Annotated in this window: 13 protein-coding genes; 3 read left to right on the top strand and 10 right to left on the bottom strand. The window is 77.2% G+C overall.

Translation table 11 applies throughout. The features are described from left to right. Positions 1-30: 30 nt before the first annotated feature. From moeZ to ACFY07_RS06850, 9 genes are all read right to left on the bottom strand, one after another. Positions 31-1,209, bottom strand: a complete 1,179-nt coding sequence (gene moeZ / locus ACFY07_RS06890; RefSeq protein WP_230746850.1) for an adenylyltransferase/sulfurtransferase MoeZ — start codon at positions 1,207-1,209, stop codon at positions 31-33. A gap of 761 nt (positions 1,210-1,970) precedes the next feature. Then, positions 1,971-2,951 carry an NAD-dependent epimerase/dehydratase family protein gene (locus ACFY07_RS06885; protein WP_390867722.1) on the bottom strand — a complete coding sequence of 327 codons (981 nt, stop codon included), beginning with the start codon at positions 2,949-2,951 and terminating at the stop codon, positions 1,971-1,973. Beyond that, entirely contained in the window at positions 2,948-4,120 is a 1,173-nt protein-coding gene (locus ACFY07_RS06880) for a hypothetical protein (protein ID WP_390867721.1), read from the bottom strand. Before ACFY07_RS06880 ends, ACFY07_RS06885 begins: the two co-directional genes overlap by 4 nt. 40 nt (positions 4,121-4,160) lie before the next feature. Then, a complete protein-coding gene (locus ACFY07_RS06875) occupies positions 4,161-5,792 on the bottom strand; it encodes a glycosyltransferase (protein WP_390867720.1) in 1,632 nt (543 codons plus the stop codon). Positions 5,793-6,389: 597 nt separating this feature from the next. Continuing rightward, positions 6,390-8,177: an ABC transporter ATP-binding protein gene (locus ACFY07_RS06870; RefSeq protein WP_390867719.1), complete on the bottom strand. Its 1,788-nt coding sequence runs from the start codon at positions 8,175-8,177 to the stop codon at positions 6,390-6,392. Beyond that, positions 8,174-9,163, bottom strand: a complete 990-nt coding sequence (locus ACFY07_RS06865; protein ID WP_390867718.1) for an ABC transporter permease — start codon at positions 9,161-9,163, stop codon at positions 8,174-8,176. Before ACFY07_RS06865 ends, ACFY07_RS06870 begins: the two co-directional genes overlap by 4 nt. Positions 9,164-9,169: 6 nt before the next feature. After that, a complete protein-coding gene (locus ACFY07_RS06860; RefSeq protein WP_390867717.1) occupies positions 9,170-10,240 on the bottom strand; it encodes an ABC transporter permease in 1,071 nt (356 codons plus the stop codon). Positions 10,241-10,250: 10 nt separating this feature from the next. Beyond that, positions 10,251-11,960, bottom strand: coding sequence for an ABC transporter substrate-binding protein (locus ACFY07_RS06855; RefSeq protein WP_390867716.1), 1,710 nt, complete (start codon positions 11,958-11,960; stop codon positions 10,251-10,253). A 184-nt stretch (positions 11,961-12,144) separates the two neighbouring features. Further along, entirely contained in the window at positions 12,145-12,240 is a 96-nt protein-coding gene (locus ACFY07_RS06850; protein ID WP_374228241.1) for an Ms4533A family Cys-rich leader peptide, read from the bottom strand. 447 nt (positions 12,241-12,687) lie between these two features. Here ACFY07_RS06850 and ACFY07_RS06845 point away from each other — a divergent pair, with 447 nt between their 5' ends. Next, complete coding sequence (locus ACFY07_RS06845; RefSeq protein ID WP_390867715.1) at positions 12,688-13,143, top strand: hypothetical protein; 456 nt, start codon at positions 12,688-12,690, stop codon at positions 13,141-13,143. A 48-nt stretch (positions 13,144-13,191) separates the two neighbouring features. On the opposite strand, the gene ACFY07_RS06840 is transcribed toward ACFY07_RS06845, so the two are convergent. Beyond that, positions 13,192-14,214: an alpha/beta fold hydrolase gene (locus ACFY07_RS06840; RefSeq protein ID WP_390867714.1), complete on the bottom strand. Its 1,023-nt coding sequence runs from the start codon at positions 14,212-14,214 to the stop codon at positions 13,192-13,194. Between the two features lie 222 nt (positions 14,215-14,436). On the opposite strand from ACFY07_RS06840, the gene ACFY07_RS06835 reads away from it, so the two are divergent. Continuing rightward, positions 14,437-14,739 (top strand): hypothetical protein, encoded by a 303-nt coding sequence (locus ACFY07_RS06835; RefSeq protein WP_308188996.1) that lies wholly within the window; start codon positions 14,437-14,439, stop codon positions 14,737-14,739. A 305-nt stretch (positions 14,740-15,044) separates the two neighbouring features. After that, positions 15,045-15,716, top strand: a complete 672-nt coding sequence (locus tag ACFY07_RS06830; protein WP_230746864.1) for a TetR/AcrR family transcriptional regulator — start codon at positions 15,045-15,047, stop codon at positions 15,714-15,716. Positions 15,717-15,789 lie beyond the last annotated feature (73 nt).

Below are 15,789 nucleotides of genomic sequence, written 5' to 3'. Positions count from 1 at the left end.
TTGGGCAGTGCAGCTCAGCAGATCGATTGATCAGTAGACGGGCTTCTCCGGCTCGATCTGGTTGACCCAGCCGATGACGCCGCCGCCCACGTGGACCGCGTCGGAGAAGCCGGCCGACTTCAGCACGGCCAGGACCTCGGCGGAGCGGACGCCGGTCTTGCAGTGCAGGACGATCTTCCTGTCCTGGGGCAGGTCCTGGAGGGCGTTGCCCATCAGGAACTCGTTCTTCGGGACCAGGCGGGCGCCCGGGATGGAGACGATCTCGTACTCGTTGGGCTCGCGGACGTCGATGATGTCGATGTTCTCGCCCTCGTCGATCCACTCCTTGAGCTGCTTGGGAGTGATCGTCGAGCCGAGGACGGCCTCCTGGGCCTCCTCGGACACCACACCGCAGAACGCCTCGTAGTCGATCAGCTCGGTGACCGTCGGGTTCTCGCCGCAGACCGCGCAGTCGGGGTCCTTGCGGACCTTCACCGTGCGGTACTGCATCTCCAGCGCGTCGTAGATCATCAGGCGGCCGACCAGCGGCTCGCCGACGCCCGCGAGGAGCTTGATCGCCTCGGTGACCTGGATGGAGCCGATGGAGGCGCAGAGCACGCCCAGCACGCCGCCCTCGGCGCAGGAGGGGACCATGCCCGGCGGCGGGGCCTCCGGGTAGAGGCAGCGATAGCAGGGGCCGTGCTCGGCCCAGAAGACGCTGGCCTGCCCGTCGAAGCGGTAGATGGAGCCCCAGACGTAGGGCTTGCCCAGCAGCACGGCTGCGTCGTTCACCAGGTAGCGCGTGGCGAAGTTGTCGGTGCCGTCGACGATGAGGTCGTAGCCGGAGAAGATCTCCATGACGTTGGAGGTGTCCAGCCGCTCCTCGTGGAGCACGACGTCCACCAGCGGGTTGATCTCCTTGACGGAGTCGCGCGCGGACTCGGCCTTCGACCGGCCGACGTCCGACTGGCCGTGGATGACCTGCCGCTGGAGGTTCGACTCGTCCACGACGTCGAACTCGACGATGCCCAGCGTGCCGACGCCCGCCGCGGCCAGGTAGAGCAGGGCGGGCGAGCCGAGGCCGCCGGCGCCCACACAGAGCACCTTGGCGTTCTTCAGCCGCTTCTGCCCGTCCATCCCGACGTCGGGGATGATCAGGTGGCGGGAGTACCTGCGGACCTCGTCGACGGTGAGCTCGGCGGCCGGCTCGACCAGGGGTGGCAGCGACACGGGGACTCCGATGGTCGTCAGTTCGTCTGTTCTCCGGGTCAACAGTGTCACGGCGGTTCTTGTTCCGAGACACCCGTTCCGAGGGGCGAGACGTCCGGCGACGGATCGTGGACGCGCTCGGCCCTCCGCCGGTTGCCGCACGGACCGGGAGGTGTCGAGGACCGTCCCGACGGGCTGCGGCAGCGGCACCCGGTCGCCGAACCGGTACCGGTGGCGGCCCGGGCGGGACTGCCGCGCCGGGTCGGGATCCTCCAGGACGTCGGCCCGGCCCTCGCCGTCGGGGGTGACGACGACGCAGAGCGGGATGCCCGCCGAGGCGTGCATCTCCGGCTCGGCCTCCAGGTCGCGTACCGCCCCGGTCCGGTTCCTCCTCCTCCCGGGGGAGACGGTCTCGAGGACCGCGGCGACGTGCACCGGGTCGACGCCGTCCACGAAGCCGAGGTCGCGGTCCGCCCAGGTGGGCATGGGGTCCGGGACGGGCTCACCGCCGGGCTCGGGGACGGCGACCGCATGGTTCGGCCGCACCTCGAAGCGGTCCTCGGGGAGCTGCCGGTCGATGAGGCGGACGATCCGGTGGTGGAAGGTCTCCGGCGTCGTCGTCATGACGGTCTCGCCGTGCGGGTACCCGGCCCGGACGCCTTCGACCGGCTCCGTCTCTCTCCCCACGCGCAGCAAGTCGGTCGTCGCCGGCGTCCCGGTCCGGAGGGCGCGCGGCCGCCGCGCCCGTCTGCGAGCGCAGGCGCCGCACGCCCCCTCCGGCCTCACACGCGGCAGGCGATCTCGGTCCAGACGTCCGCCAGGGACTCCTCCAGGGGGATGCGGGGCCGCCAGCCGAGGCGGTCGCGGGCCGTGCGGACGTCGGCCTGCCGCCACAGGACGGGCTCGGCCGGGTAGCGGGGCTCGGCGGCCCCGGGCCCCGGGGGCGCGGACGCCGCGCCCCCGGGGACGGAGGACCCGTCGGCCGGGGCGGGCGGCGGGGGCAGCGCGGGGCGGCCCTCCTCCACCAGGCGCCCGTCGAAGCCGGAGGCGCGGACCAGCAGCTCGGCCGCGTCGCGGACCCGCGTCCCCGTGCCGCTGCCGATGTTGACGATCCCGGTGGCGGCGGACACGGCGGCCGACTGCACGGCCCGCGCCACGTCGCGGACGTCGACGAAGTCGCGGAAGGCGGACAGGTCGGGGGCCCGCAGCTGCGGCTCGCCGCGCTCCAGGGCGCGCCGCAGCCCCTCGGCCAGGCGGCCGAAGAGCGAGCCGGTGGGGGCCCCGGGTCCCACCGCGTCGAAGACCCGCAGCACGGCGGCGTCCAGCCCGGAGGAGAGCACCAGCTCGGTGCCGGCCAGCTTGGTCACCCCGTACGGGCCGAGGGGGCGCGGTTCGGCGGTCTCCGGGACCGGCTGGCCGAAGGGCGCCGGCCCGTACTCGGCGGCGGACCCCACGTGGATGAGGCGGGCGGGCTCGTGGCTGCGCCGGACGGCCTCGCAGACGGTGGCCACAGCGACGGTGTTGGCCCTGGTCAGGGCGCGGGGACTGCCGTACGTGGCACCGGCGCAGTTGATGATCACCCGGGGCATGACGGCGTCGAGGAAGCGGGCGAGCGCGCCGGGGCTGCCCGCGGAGAGGTCGAACCGGATGTCCGCGGTGTCGCGCCGGCCGAGGACGGTGACCTGGAGCTCGGGGTCGGCGAGCAGGCGGTCGGCGACGCGGCGGCCGATGAAGCCGTCCGCGCCCAGCAGCAGCACCCTCATGTGGGGGTCGGTCCTTCCGTGAGCGGGGTCCGGGCGGACGGCCCGGAGCGTGCGGGGGCCGGGGGAGGCCCGGCCGGTGCGGCACGGTGGGCGCCGGGCCGCACCAGTGCGGCCCAGGCCCAGGGCAGCAGGGCGGCGGCCGCGGCGCCGCAGCCGGCGAGCTGGACGGCCGCCGGGCCGTGGGCGGCGAGGAGGTCCCGGCCGGGCAGGGCCAGGGGCAGCGCCCGCACCGCGAGGAGCAGGCCCGTCCCGCCGGCCGCCGCGGCGGCGCCGGCGGCCGCGGCTCCCGGGCGCCCGCAGCGGAGCAGCAGGACGACCAGGGACAGCAGCAGTGCGGCGGCCCCCTGGGCGCCCCACTGGAGCGCGCCGAAGTCCTCCTCCCGACCCCCGGGGCGGACGGCGAGGACGGCGGCGGTGAGCAGGGCGACGGCGCAGAGGTGCAGCAGGACGGCCGCCGGCAGGACCGGGACCATCCGGCGCCGGAACTCGGCGATGCCGGCCGCCGCGGCCAGGTGGGACCGTCCGGCGTGCCGGAACCAGCGCGCACACCACTCGGCCGCGCCCATGCCGACCGCCAGGGCCGCCGGCGTGACGGGGGAGGCGGGATCCCCCCCGCCCGCGAACGGCAGGACCAGCGGCATCACCAGCACCGCCCCGACCCCGGCGGCGGCGACCGCGCGCAGGGAGGTGCCGGCCGGGCCGGTCCCGGGCGGCGCCGGGGCGGACGGTCCGGGGCGGCCCCCCTCCCACCGGGCGGTCTCCAGCGCCGTGGCGGCGTACCAGGCGCCGGCGACGGCCGCGGCCGCCAGCAGGGCCCAGGGCGAGGACCGGGGGGCGACCGCCCGGATCGCGGCGAAGGCGGCGCAGGGCAGCGCGTAGAGCACGGCGGCGAGCAGGCTCGCACCGGCGCGGCGGCGCCAGGGGCCGGCCGTGTCCGGGGCCGCGGAGCCGGCGGACCGCCGCGGCACCCGCGCGTACAGCTCCTCCGCGAGGGCGAAGACGTCCGCGTGGCGGCAGCGGGCGACCGCGTCGGGCCCGACGCCCGCGGCCTCCAGACCGGCGGCGATCTCCAGCGGGTCGGTGGCGCTCTCGCACAGGTCGCGGTGGCGTTCCATGAGTTGGCGCACGGGGTCGGCCCCGGACGGCCGCGGGGGGCGGGGAGCGGTCACGGCGCCTCCTGCGGGCGGACGGGGACGGGCGGGCGGCTGGTCATGCGACCTCCCGGTGGCGGGACGGACGGGTGTCGCCGGGCGGAACGGCCGGGCCGGGATCACGGACCGGGCCGGGCCCGTCGACCGGGTCGGGCCCGTCGACCGGGTCGGGCTCACGGGCGGAGGCCGGCCGGGCGGTCCCGCGGACCGGGCCGGGCGGGCGGCCGGTGCCGGCGGCCGGACCGGCACCCGGGCGGTGCCCGGCGGGCCGCTGCCCTGCCGACCGGTACTCGGCGGGCAGGGCGAAGGGCTCGGCGGACGGGCGGCCCGCGTCCGGGAAGGCCGGCCAGCGGGCGGCGGCGTCCAGGTAGGCGCGCCGCAGGGTGCCGGCGGCGGTCTCCGCGGAGAAGAGCTCGAGGGCGCGCCGCCGCCCGGCCGTCCCGAGCCGGGCGCGGCGCCGCGGGTCGCGCAGCAGGGCGGTGCACGCATCGGCCAGCGCCTGCGGGTCGCCGGGCGGCACCAGGACGCCGGCGGGGCCGAGCACCTCCCTGGCGGGCCCGACGTCCTCCGCGACCACGACCCGGCCGCTGAGCATCGCCTCGGCCAGCGGTCCGGCGGACGGCCGGTCGGAGGCGGGCAGCAGGACCACGCTGCCCGCGCCGTGGACCGGGCCCGGGACGCCGCCGGCCCCGGCGGGGCCGCCCGCAGCCGGAGCGCTCGCCGCAGGGCCGGGAGCAGCGGGGGCCGGGGCGGGGGCGCAGGCCCGTACCCGCAGTGCGGGGAACGACCCGCGCACCAGGGCGACGGCCTCCCGCACCGCCGGGTCCGCCGCGACCGCGTCCGGCTCGCGCAGCCACAGCAGCGTCGGCACGGGGGGTTCGGGGCCCGCTGCCGGGTGCGGCCCGTCCGCCACCGGGTCGCGGAGCACCCGCGTGCGGGCCGGGTCGGCCCCGCACCGCTCCAGCCAGCGGCGTTCGTGGTCGCTGCCGGCGAGGACCACGGCCGCGCGCCCCAGTGCCTCGCGGGCGAGCAGGCGGGAGAAGGAGAGGATGAGCGCGCGGGCCGGCCCGGGACCGGGGGCGGAGCCGGGGGGCGGCTCCCCCGGCAGGAGCCGGTGGCCGCTGACGGCGCAGGGCACGCCGTGCAGCCGTCCGGCGAGGAGCGCGGCCAGGGCGGCGGGGGTGCCGCCGGTGACGTGGCACAGGTCGGCCGAGGGGGCGCCCGCCGGGTCGCGGAGCCATCCGGCGGCGAGGGGCCGCAGGGCCCGCTCCAGGGCGTCCGACGCGGCGAGGACGTCGCGGGCGGCGGGGGACCGGACCGATGCGGGGCCGCTCCCGGACCGCCAGGTCCGCTCCAGCAGCCGCGCCGCCTCCTCGCACCGCAGCAGGGCCGGGAGGTGGCCGGGGGGCTCCGCGGCGTCCGCCAGGGCGTACAGGGCCGCGGGGAGGGAGGCGCTCTCCCGCGGTTCGGCCAGCGCCCGCACCAGGGCCTCGTAGGACCGCAGCAGGCGCGCCCGGCGGCGGCCGCGCGGCGCGCGGCCCCGGCGGCCCGCCGGGGCCGCGTCGAGGACCGGGTGCAGGAACGCGTGCCCGGGCAGGCTGCGCTCCGCCCAGGCGCACCAGTCGGCACCGCCGGGTGCGGAACGCGGAGCAGTCGCGTCGTCGCTCGCGGTGAGCAGGGCGATGCGCACGGGACCTCCGGGGCGGATCGGGCGGCGGAACGGCGGGGCTGTCGGGGGCGGGGCGGCGGCCGGGGGCGGCAGCAGCCGGGGCACGGCGGCACGCGGCGCCCCGGAGGGCGCCGGACCGGCCCGTACCGGGACCGCCCGTGCCGGGACCGTCCGTGCCGGAAGGGCCCCCGCCGGGTCGGACCGGCGGCGGCCGGGCGTGCACGGTCGGGCCGCCCACGCCGGGGCCTCCCGGCGCAAGGCACCCGACGCTTGTTCGGTCCGGCCCCTCGAAGGTAGGCGCCCGCGCGGCCGGGCCGTCGGTCACTTGCGTGGCCGCCACCTGAAGGAGTGAATGGCCGTAACCTGCACGTCCGCGGGGGCGCGGGCCCGGACGGCGGACGGCGGACGGCGGACGGCGGACGGCACGGCCCAGGGACGGCAGGGGGCGGGGCGGCGGGAACGCGGAGGCCGCCCGGCGCGGTCGGCGCGGGGCGGCCTCGGACGGAACGGCCGGCGGGGCGGCCGCAGGACGGGACGGCGGGGGCGGTCGGCGGGCGGCTCGGCCCGCCGCACCGCGCACGGCCGCCGCGGCCCGGCTCGGGCCGCGGCGGTCCGGGCTCAGGCCACCGCGGCCGGCTCCGCCGCGTCCGCGCTCCGGTCCAGGGCGAGCAGCGCCCGCCGGGCCCGGCGCCGGGACGCCGCCTCGGCCGGGTCCAGCACCGGGACCGCGGCGAGCAGCCGCCGCGTGTAGGGGTGCTGCGGGGACTCGTACACCCTGTCGGCATCGCCCCACTCCACGACCTGCCCCTGCCGCATGACCGCGACCCGGTCGCTGACCTGCCGGACCACCGCGAGGTCGTGGGCGATGAAGACCAGGGTCAGCCCGAACTCGCGCTGCAGGTCGCCGAGGAGCCCCACGACCTGGGCCTGGGTGGAGACGTCCAGGGCGGAGACCGGCTCGTCGCAGACGATCAGCCGGGGGCGCACCGCGAGGGCGCGGGCGATGCCGACGCGCTGCCGCTGGCCGCCGGAGAACTCGTGCGGGTAGCGGTCGTACCAGGAGGCTGGCAGCCCCACCCGCTCCAGCAGGTCGCGCACCTCGGACCGGGCGGCCGCTGCGTCCGCACCGCCCGCCAGCAGGGGCTCGGCGACGGAGTCGCCGACGGAGCGGCGCGGGTTGAGGGAGGAGACGGGGTCCTGGAAGACCATCTGCAGGTCGCGCCGGACGGGGCGCAGGGCGCGCTCGCCGTCCCGGGAGATGTCCCGGCCGTCGAGGAGGATCCGGCCGGAGGTGGGCTCCAGGAGCCGGACCATCATGCGGCCGAGGGTGGTCTTGCCGCTGCCGCTCTCGCCGACGACGCCGAGGGTCTCCCCGCGCCGCACGTCCAGGGTGACGCCGTCCACGGCGCGGTGCTGCGGCCGGCGGCCGAGCAGCCGGCCGAGGCCGGGGGCGCGCTCGCCGCCGGAGCCGCCGGAGCCGCCGGGGGCCGGGTAGTGCCGGTGGAGGTCCTCGACGCGGAGCAGCACGTCGTCGCCGACCGGCACGGGGGTGCGCCGGGCCTCCAGGCGGGGTACGGCCTCGACGAGCTGCCGCGTGTACGGGCGCCCGGGGGCGCTCAGCACGTCCTCCGTGCCGCCGTGCTCGACGGCGCGCCCGCCCTGCATGACGAGGACCTCGTCGGTGGCGCCGGCCACCACGCCCAGGTCGTGGGTGACCAGCAGCAGCCCCATGCCGGTCTCCTCCCGCAGGTCGTGCAGGAGGTCGAGGATCTGCGCCTGGACGGTGACGTCCAGCGCGGTGGTGGGCTCGTCCGCGACGAGCACGTCGGGCTCGCAGGCGAGGGCCATGGCGATGAGCGCGCGCTGGCGCATGCCGCCGGAGAACTCGTGGGGGTGGGCGCCCGCGCGCCGGGCGGCGTCGGGGATGCCGACCCGGTCCAGGACCTCGACGGCCCGCGCGCGGGCGGCCCGGCGGGAGGCGCCCGTGTGCAGCCGGTACACCTCGGCGATCTGGTCGCCGACGGACCAGAAGGGGTCGAGGGCGGAGAGCGGGTCCTGGAAGACCATGGCGACCCGGTTGCCGCGCAGGCGCCGCAGCTCCTCGTCGGAGGCGGCGTTGACGTCCGTCCCGGCGACCCGGACGGTGCCGGTGACCTCGGCCCCGGTGCCGCGGTGCATGCCGAGCAGGGCGAAGGCGGCGGTGCTCTTGCCGGAGCCGGACTCCCCCACCAGGCCGAGGGACCGCCCGCGGGCCAGGGTGAGGGAGAGGCCGTCCACGGCCGTGACGGACCCGCCCTCGGCGTCGGCCGCGGGGAAGGAGACGCGCAGGTCGCGGACGTCGAGGAGCAGGTTGCCGGCCGACGGGCCGCCGGAGGGCGACCGGTCGGTCAGGAGGTCGTCGGTCATGCCAGGGCCACCCGGGGGTCGGCCACCGCGTACAGGACGTCCGCGACGGCGTTGGCGATCACGATGAAGAAGGCGGCGAAGAGGGTCACGCCGACGACGACCGGCAGGTCGATGTGGTTGACCGCGTTCACCAGCAGCCGGCCGAGCCCGTCGAAGCCGAAGACGGTCTCGGTGAGGGTGGCGCCGCCCAGCATGCCGCCGACGTCGATGGCCAGGAGCGTGATCACCGGCGTGAGGGCGCCGCGCAGGGCGTGCCCGGCGACGATGCGCCGCTCGGGCAGCCCGTACGCCCGGCCGGTGCGGATGTGGTCCTCGGCCAGCGTCTCCAGCATGGAGCTGCGGGTCATCCGGGCGTAGGCGGCAGCGCTGATCAGCGCCAGCGACAACCAGGGCAGCACCAGGTTGGCGGCCCAGCGGGCCGGGTCGTCGGCGATCGGCGTGTACTGCGGGAAGGGCAGCCAGCCCAGCCAGGAGCAGAAGGCCATCATCAGCAGCAGGCCGATGAGGAAGACCGGGGTGGACATGCCGGCCAGGGTGAGGCCGGTCAGCAGCCGCTCGGTGGCGCCGCCGCGGCGCAGGGCCGAGAGCAGGCCGGTGCCGACGCCGACGACCATCCAGATGACCATGGCGCCGAGGGTGAGCGAGACGTCCACCGGCAGGCGGGCGGTGATCATGCCGAGCACCGGCTGGTCGTACTGGAAGGAGTAGCCGAAGCAGGGGGCGGCGCAGTGGGTGGTGTCGGCGCCCGCATCGTAGTCGCGGCCGGCGACCAGGCCCCGCAGGAAGTGCCAGTACTGGTCCCACAGCGGCAGGTCGGTGCCGAGCTTGTGCCGGACCACGGCGAGCCGGTCGCCGTCGCAGCCCTTGCCGCAGGCGAGGATCGCGGGGTCGCCGGGGGTGGCGTAGAAGAGGGTGAAGACCACGGCCGACAGCACCAGCAGCACCAGGGCGGTGCTGACGGAGCGTCGGAGGAGGAAGCGGAGCATGGCGGATCAGTCCTCGGTCCTCGGCGGCGTGGCGGCGTCGGCTGCGGCGGCCGGCACGCCGGCGTCGGACCGGGCGGCCGGCGCGGGCCTGCGCGGGGCCGCGTTCCCGCGCCGGGTGCCGGCCCGAAGCCGGGAGGCGGCGCGCGGGTCGAGGGCGGTGCGCAGCCCGTCGCCGAGGACGGTGAAGGCGAGCACGGTGACGAAGAGCAGCCCGGCGGGCAGCAGGACGTACGTCGGGTCGGTCTCGTACCAGGTGGTGGCGGTGGAGAGCATCTGCCCCCACGAGGAGGTGGGCGGCCGCACGCCGACGCCGAGGAAGGAGAGCCCCGCCTCGGAGGCGACGTTGACCGGCAGCCGCAGCAGCGCGAACGTGATGACCGGCGCCGCGAGGCCGGGCAGGATCTCGCGGCGGGCGACGCGCCAGCGCCCGGAGCCGCCGAGGCGCGCCGCGGCGACGTAGTCCAGGCCGCGCAGCGAGAGCACCTGGGCGCGGACGACGCGGGCCGGGGCGCCCCACCCGAGCACGCCGATGACCAGCATCAGCAGGACCGGCCGGGGGAAGCCCTCCGGCACGATCGCCATCAGGGCGATGGCGAAGACCAGCTCGGGGAAGGCGATGACCAGGTCCATCGCGCGGCTGAGCACCGTGTCGGCGAGCCGGTTGCCGAGACCGGCGGCGAGCCCGACGAGGGTGCCCAGGGCGACCTGGACGAGGGTGGCGCCCACCGCGACGCCCAGCGAGACCCGGGCGCCGTGGGCGAGGCGGGCGAAGACGTCGCGGCCGTTGCCGGGCTCCACGCCCAGCCAGTGGTCGGCGCTCACGCCGCCGAAGGAGCCGGTCGGCACACCGCCGGTCGCGGAGTCGACGAGGTCGCTGTGGAAGGTGGTGGGGTCCTGGCCCTCCAGGGCCGACAGCAGCGGCGCGGCCAGTGCGAAGAGCACCAGGAGCGCCACCACGGCCAGGGCGGCCATGGCGGCGCGGTTGCGGCGCAGCCGCTGCCACACCCGCCCCCGCCGCCGGGGCTCGGCGGCCCCGGCGGCGGTGGCGGTGTCGAGGACCGTCGCGGTCTCGCTCACTGCGTCCGTCCTACTTCACCGAGATGCGGGACAGGTCGTAGAGCCCGTTCCACTGGCTGACGTAGGTGTTGGTGACGTCCTTGCCGAAGAGGCGCTTGTAGACCGGGTGGTAGAGCGGCACGGTCAGGGCGCGCTTGCCCAGCTCGGCGTCGAGCCTCCCCCAGCGGGCCGCGGCGGCCTCCGGGTCGGTGAGCTTGTTGATGGCGTCGATCTCGGCGTTGACCTTCGGGTCGTCGAGCTGGCTGGCGTTGTAGTTGCCGCCGCCCTTCAGGATCTGCCGGCCGTCGAAGACCGGGGCCAGGAACGGGCCGCCGGACGGCCAGTCGGCGCCCCAGCTCTGCAGGAAGAGGCCGGGCTCGGTGGCCGGCTTCTGGGTTTTCTCGGCGTAGTCGTTGGACTCGGAGGCGTGCAGCCGCACCGTGATGCCGGCCTTCTTCAGCGCCTCCTGGACGGCGGTGGCGACCTCGGGGCCGTTGCCGTCGCCGGCGGAGGTGGTGTGGTCCAGGGTGATGGTGAGGCCGTTGGGGTAGCCGGCCTCGGCCAGGACCTTGCGGGCCTTCGCCGGGTCGCCGGAGGCGCCGCCGGGGAAGTAGTCGTAGGGGGTGTAGCCGAACGCCTTCTGGTCGGGCAGGAAGGTCGTGGCGGGCTTGGCGACGGCGGTGCCGCCGACGGCGTTGACCACCGACCGCCGGTCCACGGCGTAGGAGATCGCCTCGCGCACCTTCTGGTTGTCGAAGGGCTTGGCCTTGGTGTTGAACGCGAGGTACCAGGTCTCGCCGAAGAAGCCGGTGGCGACCCGGTCCTTCAGGCCCTGCGGGCCGTTCAGCTTCGCCAGCACCGAGGCGTCGATGTTGGTGTCGGTGGTGACAGCCCGCGCGTCGGCGCCGCTGCTCGCGGCGAGGCGCTGGTTGATCACGGACTGGTCGAGGCCGGACTGCACCACGATGCGGTCGGGGCCGGCGAGGCGCTGGTCGTCGTTCTTCTGCGACCAGTGCGGGTTGCGGGCCAGCACGATGGTCCGGCCCTGGTCGTTGCTGACGACCTTGTAGGGGCCGGAGGAGACCGGGTGCTTCTCGTAGTTCACGCCGGTGTCCTTGGCCTTCGGCACCGGGGCGAACTGGGTGGCGGTGGCCAGGTACGGGAAGTCGCCCTCGGGCTTGCGCAGGTGGAAGACGATGGTGCGGTCGTCGGGGACGACGATGGAGTCCAGCTCGCCGCCCTTGTACGGGCCCTGGTAGTCCTCGCCGCCGACCAGCCAGTCGCGCAGGTAGGGGGCGCCGCCGGGCAGCTCGGGGGCGAAGGAGCGCTCGATGCCGTACTTGACGTCCTGCGCCTTGATCGGCGTGCCGTCCTCGTACGTCAGGCCGTCCTTCAGGTGGTACGTCCAGGTCCGGGCGCCGTCGCTGGGCGTGCCGGTGTCGGTGGCCAGGTCCGGGACCGGCTTGGCGCCCTCGGGGCCGCCGGTGGTGTGGTCGCGGGTGGTCAGCGTGCGGAAGACCAGGGTGGGGATCTTGCCGCCGCCGGAGGTGTAGAGCCGCGCGGGGTCGAAGTGGCCCTGGTCGTTGTGGTTGAGCACGGTGAGGGTGCCGCCGCGGTAGTCCTTCGGGTCGAAGGCCTTGTGACCGGCCCCGCCCGCACCGCCGCCGCTGCCGCAGGCGACGGCGAGGCTCGACAGGAGTGCCGTACCGGCGGCCGCGTACAGGGCTCTGGACTTGCGCATGGGAGGTACCTCTCGGGGTGTTGCCGGACGTCCCGGGGGCGGGACGGGGCGGGACGGGGCGGGACGGGGCAGGGACGGAGGGGGCGTGGCGGGGCGCGGCGGTGCGCCGTTCGGCCGGGCGCGGGGCGGGGCTGGGCGGGGGGTCGCGGGGCGGCGCCGTGGAGGCGGCCCGGGGCGGTCGGCGTCAGGGACAGTCGACGTCGGCGACGCAGAGCGCGGCCACGCCGAGGAGCGCCAGCCGGAAGGCGGCGCTGCGACAGGGCGGACCGGTGCGAACCATGAGGGAAACTTTGAACCCTCATAAGTAAATAGTCAAAGTCGATCGGCATACCGAGACAAACGCCACATCCTCCGACCGGAACCGCTCGTTGGGACACGGCGGGGCCCCCGTCCGCCGCGGAGGCGGCCCCGCCCCGACCCGCCCCGCGCCCCGCGCCGCGCGCACGACGCCGCACCGCAGTGGCCGTGCAGCCGCGCAGCCGTGTCCGCGCAGACCCCGCCCTCGCCGGAGGACGCCCCGATGCCCGCCGTTCCGCCCCAGGGCCGCCCGGCCCCGCCGGTCCCACCCCGCACCGCACCGCCCCGGCCGGCGCTGTCCCGGCCCGCACCGCCCCGGCCGGCGCTGTCCCGGCCCGCACCGCCCCGGCCGGCGCCGTCCCGGCCCGCACCGCCCCGGCCCGCGCTGTCCTGGGCGGTCCTGCTCTGCGCGGTCCTGCTCTGCGGCTGCGTGTCGACGGGCCCGGGCCGGGACCCCGGCCCGGCCCGGACCGTCGCCCCGGCCGCCCCCGCGGCCCCCTCGCCGCTCCCGGCGGCGGGCGCGGGCACGTCCGTGGAGCGGTACGGCGTCGCCGAGGGCGACCCCGGGGCGCAGCCGACGGGACGACGGGCCGACGAGGCCGGCGGGGGCCCCGCGACGGCCGGGGACCCGCACGGCTCGGAGGCGGCCGGGCGGGGGCGCGGCGCGGAGGCGCGCCCCTCGCACCTCCGCCGGCTCCGTCCGCAGCGGCGCGCGGCCGGGCGGCACGGCGCACACGGCGGCACGCACCACGGCCGCCGCCCGGGCCCGCACACCGGCGGGCGGCACACCGGCGGCCGGGGCGGCGTCTGCGACCTGGGCACCCGCTTCGGCCGCTGGGCGCCGGGCAGCGCCGCGGAGCGGACCTGCCGCCAGGTCTACGGGTGAACGGCCGTCAGCCGGCAACCCCCTCCCGGAAAGCCGGGTGACGCCGCGTCACACCTCCCGGACGACCCGTCGGCCCTCGGCCGGGACCGGCCTCCCCCGGCGCGCCGCGGCCTCCGCGGCCATCTCGCGGAAGGCCCGGGCCACCTGCACCGGGTGCTCCATCATCGCGACGTGCCCGGAGTCCGGCAGCACCAGCAGCCGGGCGTCGGGGAACGCCTCGCAGGCCCGGCGGGCGCTGCGGTACGACACCAGCCGGTCCCGCAGTCCGTACACCAGCAGCACCGGCGCCTGCACCTGCCCGGCCTGCCGCCACAGCGACTGCGCGCCCCGCTCGGCGTAGGCGCGGACGATGCCCCGAGCGGAGCGTGCCAGCACGTCCATCGCGTAGGGCAGGTCCATCCGGCGGCGGTACTCCCGCACCGCGAGGTCGCGCCGGTCCTGGGGGATCAGCTCCGGGTCGCCGTAGACGAGGGCGAAGAGCGCGGCGGTGCGCTGCTCGGCGCTCTGCCCTGCGGCCAGCCGCTCCAGCAGCCGGGCCGCCCCGGGGACGGCCAGCAGGCCGGTGGGCAGCGCGGTGTGCTGCGGCGGCAGCTCGGGCAGCGCCGGGGAGACCAGGGTGAGGGTGCGGACCAGGTCCGGGCGGAGCGCCGCCAGGCGGACGGCGACGGCGCCGCCGAGGGAGTTGCCGAAGAGGTGCACCGGGCCCCGGTCCGCGGACTCCAGGTAGGCGGTGACCGCGCGGACGTGCCCGGACAGCGACAGGTCGCCGTCGTCCGGCGGGGCCGAGTGGCCGAAGCCGGGCAGGTCCACGGCCTCGGCGTGCACGTCGCCGGCCAGTTCCGCCATCAGCTCGGCCCAGTTCTGGGTGGAGCCGCCCAAGCCGTGCACCATCACGGCGGGCGGCAGTCCGTCGCCGTCCGGCTCCACGGCGCTGACCGCCAGGGTGCAGCCGGGCACGGCCACGGTGCGCAGCGGGTGCCCGGGCACCGGGCCGGTCCGGTACGGGTCCGCCTGGTGCGGGACCGCGGGGTGCGGGGCGGGTATCGGACCGGTGGCGGGGGTCGGCGTCATGGACGCCGATGCTACGCAGCGCGGCCCCGCCGCGCAGGAGGACGCCCGCCCCCCAGGAGGTCCCGCCGCCCGGGGCGGACGTCCGCGCAGCGGGACCCGTCCGGCCCGTGTGCGGAGCGGCGCCCGGGGCACGCTCCCCCGTGCCCGGCCGAGGAGTGGCCGGGCGAGCAGAGGCCGCAGGCGGGCCGGCGCCCGCCGGTCCGGCCGCCACAGGGAGGCACGATGTCCGACACGACGCCGCACGGCGGGGCCGTCGCCCGCACCGACCGGGGCCCGGCCCTGGAGGAGGGGCTGGCCGGTGCGCCGGCGCCCGCCGACCCGGACGAGATCGCGGACCGGGAGGAGGACACGGAGGCCCCCGAGATCGACCTGGAGGCGCCCGAGGCGGACGCCCAGGAGCAGCACCGGGAGGTGCGGCGGCACCGCGACGAGCCGGAGGCCGCAAGTGCCGGGTTCGACGCCGACCCGGCGGACGCCACCGAGCAGCGCCGGGTGGTGGATCTCGACGAGGACGACTACCGCTGACCTGCCCGCCTCTCCGCCCGGCGCCCCGCCGCCGGTCCGCGCCCCGACGGCTGCGGGCCGGTGCGGGCCCGCCGCCCTCCCGCGGCGGCTTGTCGCGTTCCCACAAGGGGGAGCTGCGCTTTTCTCCGCTTCACCGTGGGCAGGAGGGGTTACCGAAAAGTAGGATGGGGACCTTGCAAGGCACCGACCGCACGGCCCCGGCCGCCGGCCGGCCGGCGGACGGGTCGCAGCAACGGTGCGCGGCCCGCCCGGCGGCGACCGGACGGCGTCACCGCGAGCCGTTGACCGTGATGTGAGGGAGCGCCGTGACGGCCATCCAGGACACGGACGAGCGCCCGCGCCCGGGCGGCAGGAGCACCGGACGGCTTCCGCGGAGCGCGCGCCGCAACCAGCTGCTCGGCGCCGCCCAGGAGGTGTTCGTCGCCCAGGGCTACCACGCGGCGGCCATGGACGACATCGCCGAGCGGGCCGGTGTCAGCAAGCCCGTGCTCTACCAGCACTTCCCCGGGAAGCTGGAGCTGTACCTGGCCCTGCTGGACAAGCACTGCGACGCCCTGGTCGAGGCGATCCGGGCGGCGCTGGAGGCCACCACCGACAACAAGCAGCGGGTGGCGGCCACCACCGAGGCCTACTTCACCTACGTCGCCAGCGAGTCCGGCGCGTTCCGGCTGGTCTTCGAGTCCGACCTCACCAACGAGGAGGCGGTCAAGGAGCGGGTGGAGCGTGTCACCCGGGAGACCGCGACCCTGGTCAGCAAGGTGATCGCGGAGGACACCGACCTGCCCGAGGAGGCGGCGATGCTCCTCGCCGTCGGTGTCTGCGGCGCCTGCCAGGTCACGGCGCGCTACTGGCTGGCGGAGTCCGGCGACATCCCGCGCGACGAGGCGGTGCGGCTGGTCTCCAGCCTCTCCTGGCGCGGCCTCAAGGGCTTCCCGATGCACCCCCGGGAGGGGCAGCCGGGCCAGCAGGCCGACTGAGACCCCGATCGTGCACGTCACCGGCGGCCGCACGGTTAAGGTGGGGCCGTACGAAGGATCACTGCAACCCCCG

The sequence above is a fragment of the Streptomyces sp. NPDC001380 genome, assembly GCF_042895785.1.
In the GTDB taxonomy this organism is placed as follows: domain Bacteria; phylum Actinomycetota; class Actinomycetes; order Streptomycetales; family Streptomycetaceae; genus Peterkaempfera.
This window is presented reverse-complemented; position numbering and strand designations above follow the sequence as displayed.

Bases quoted from the DNA above. Each gene is read 5' to 3' on its own strand.
- ACFY07_RS06840 (WP_390867714.1), bottom strand. From the start codon at position 14,214: ATGACGCCGACCCCCGCCACCGGTCCGATACCCGCCCCGCACCCCGCG.
- ACFY07_RS06865 (WP_390867718.1), bottom strand. From the start codon at position 9,163: ATGCTCCGCTTCCTCCTCCGACGCTCCGTCAGCACCGCCCTGGTGCTG.
- ACFY07_RS06835 (WP_308188996.1), top strand. From the start codon at position 14,437: ATGTCCGACACGACGCCGCACGGCGGGGCCGTCGCCCGCACCGACCGG.
- ACFY07_RS06850 (WP_374228241.1), bottom strand. From the start codon at position 12,240: ATGGTTCGCACCGGTCCGCCCTGTCGCAGCGCCGCCTTCCGGCTGGCG.
- ACFY07_RS06855 (WP_390867716.1), bottom strand. From the start codon at position 11,960: ATGCGCAAGTCCAGAGCCCTGTACGCGGCCGCCGGTACGGCACTCCTG.
- ACFY07_RS06870 (WP_390867719.1), bottom strand. From the start codon at position 8,177: ATGACCGACGACCTCCTGACCGACCGGTCGCCCTCCGGCGGCCCGTCG.
- ACFY07_RS06885 (WP_390867722.1), bottom strand. From the start codon at position 2,951: ATGAGGGTGCTGCTGCTGGGCGCGGACGGCTTCATCGGCCGCCGCGTC.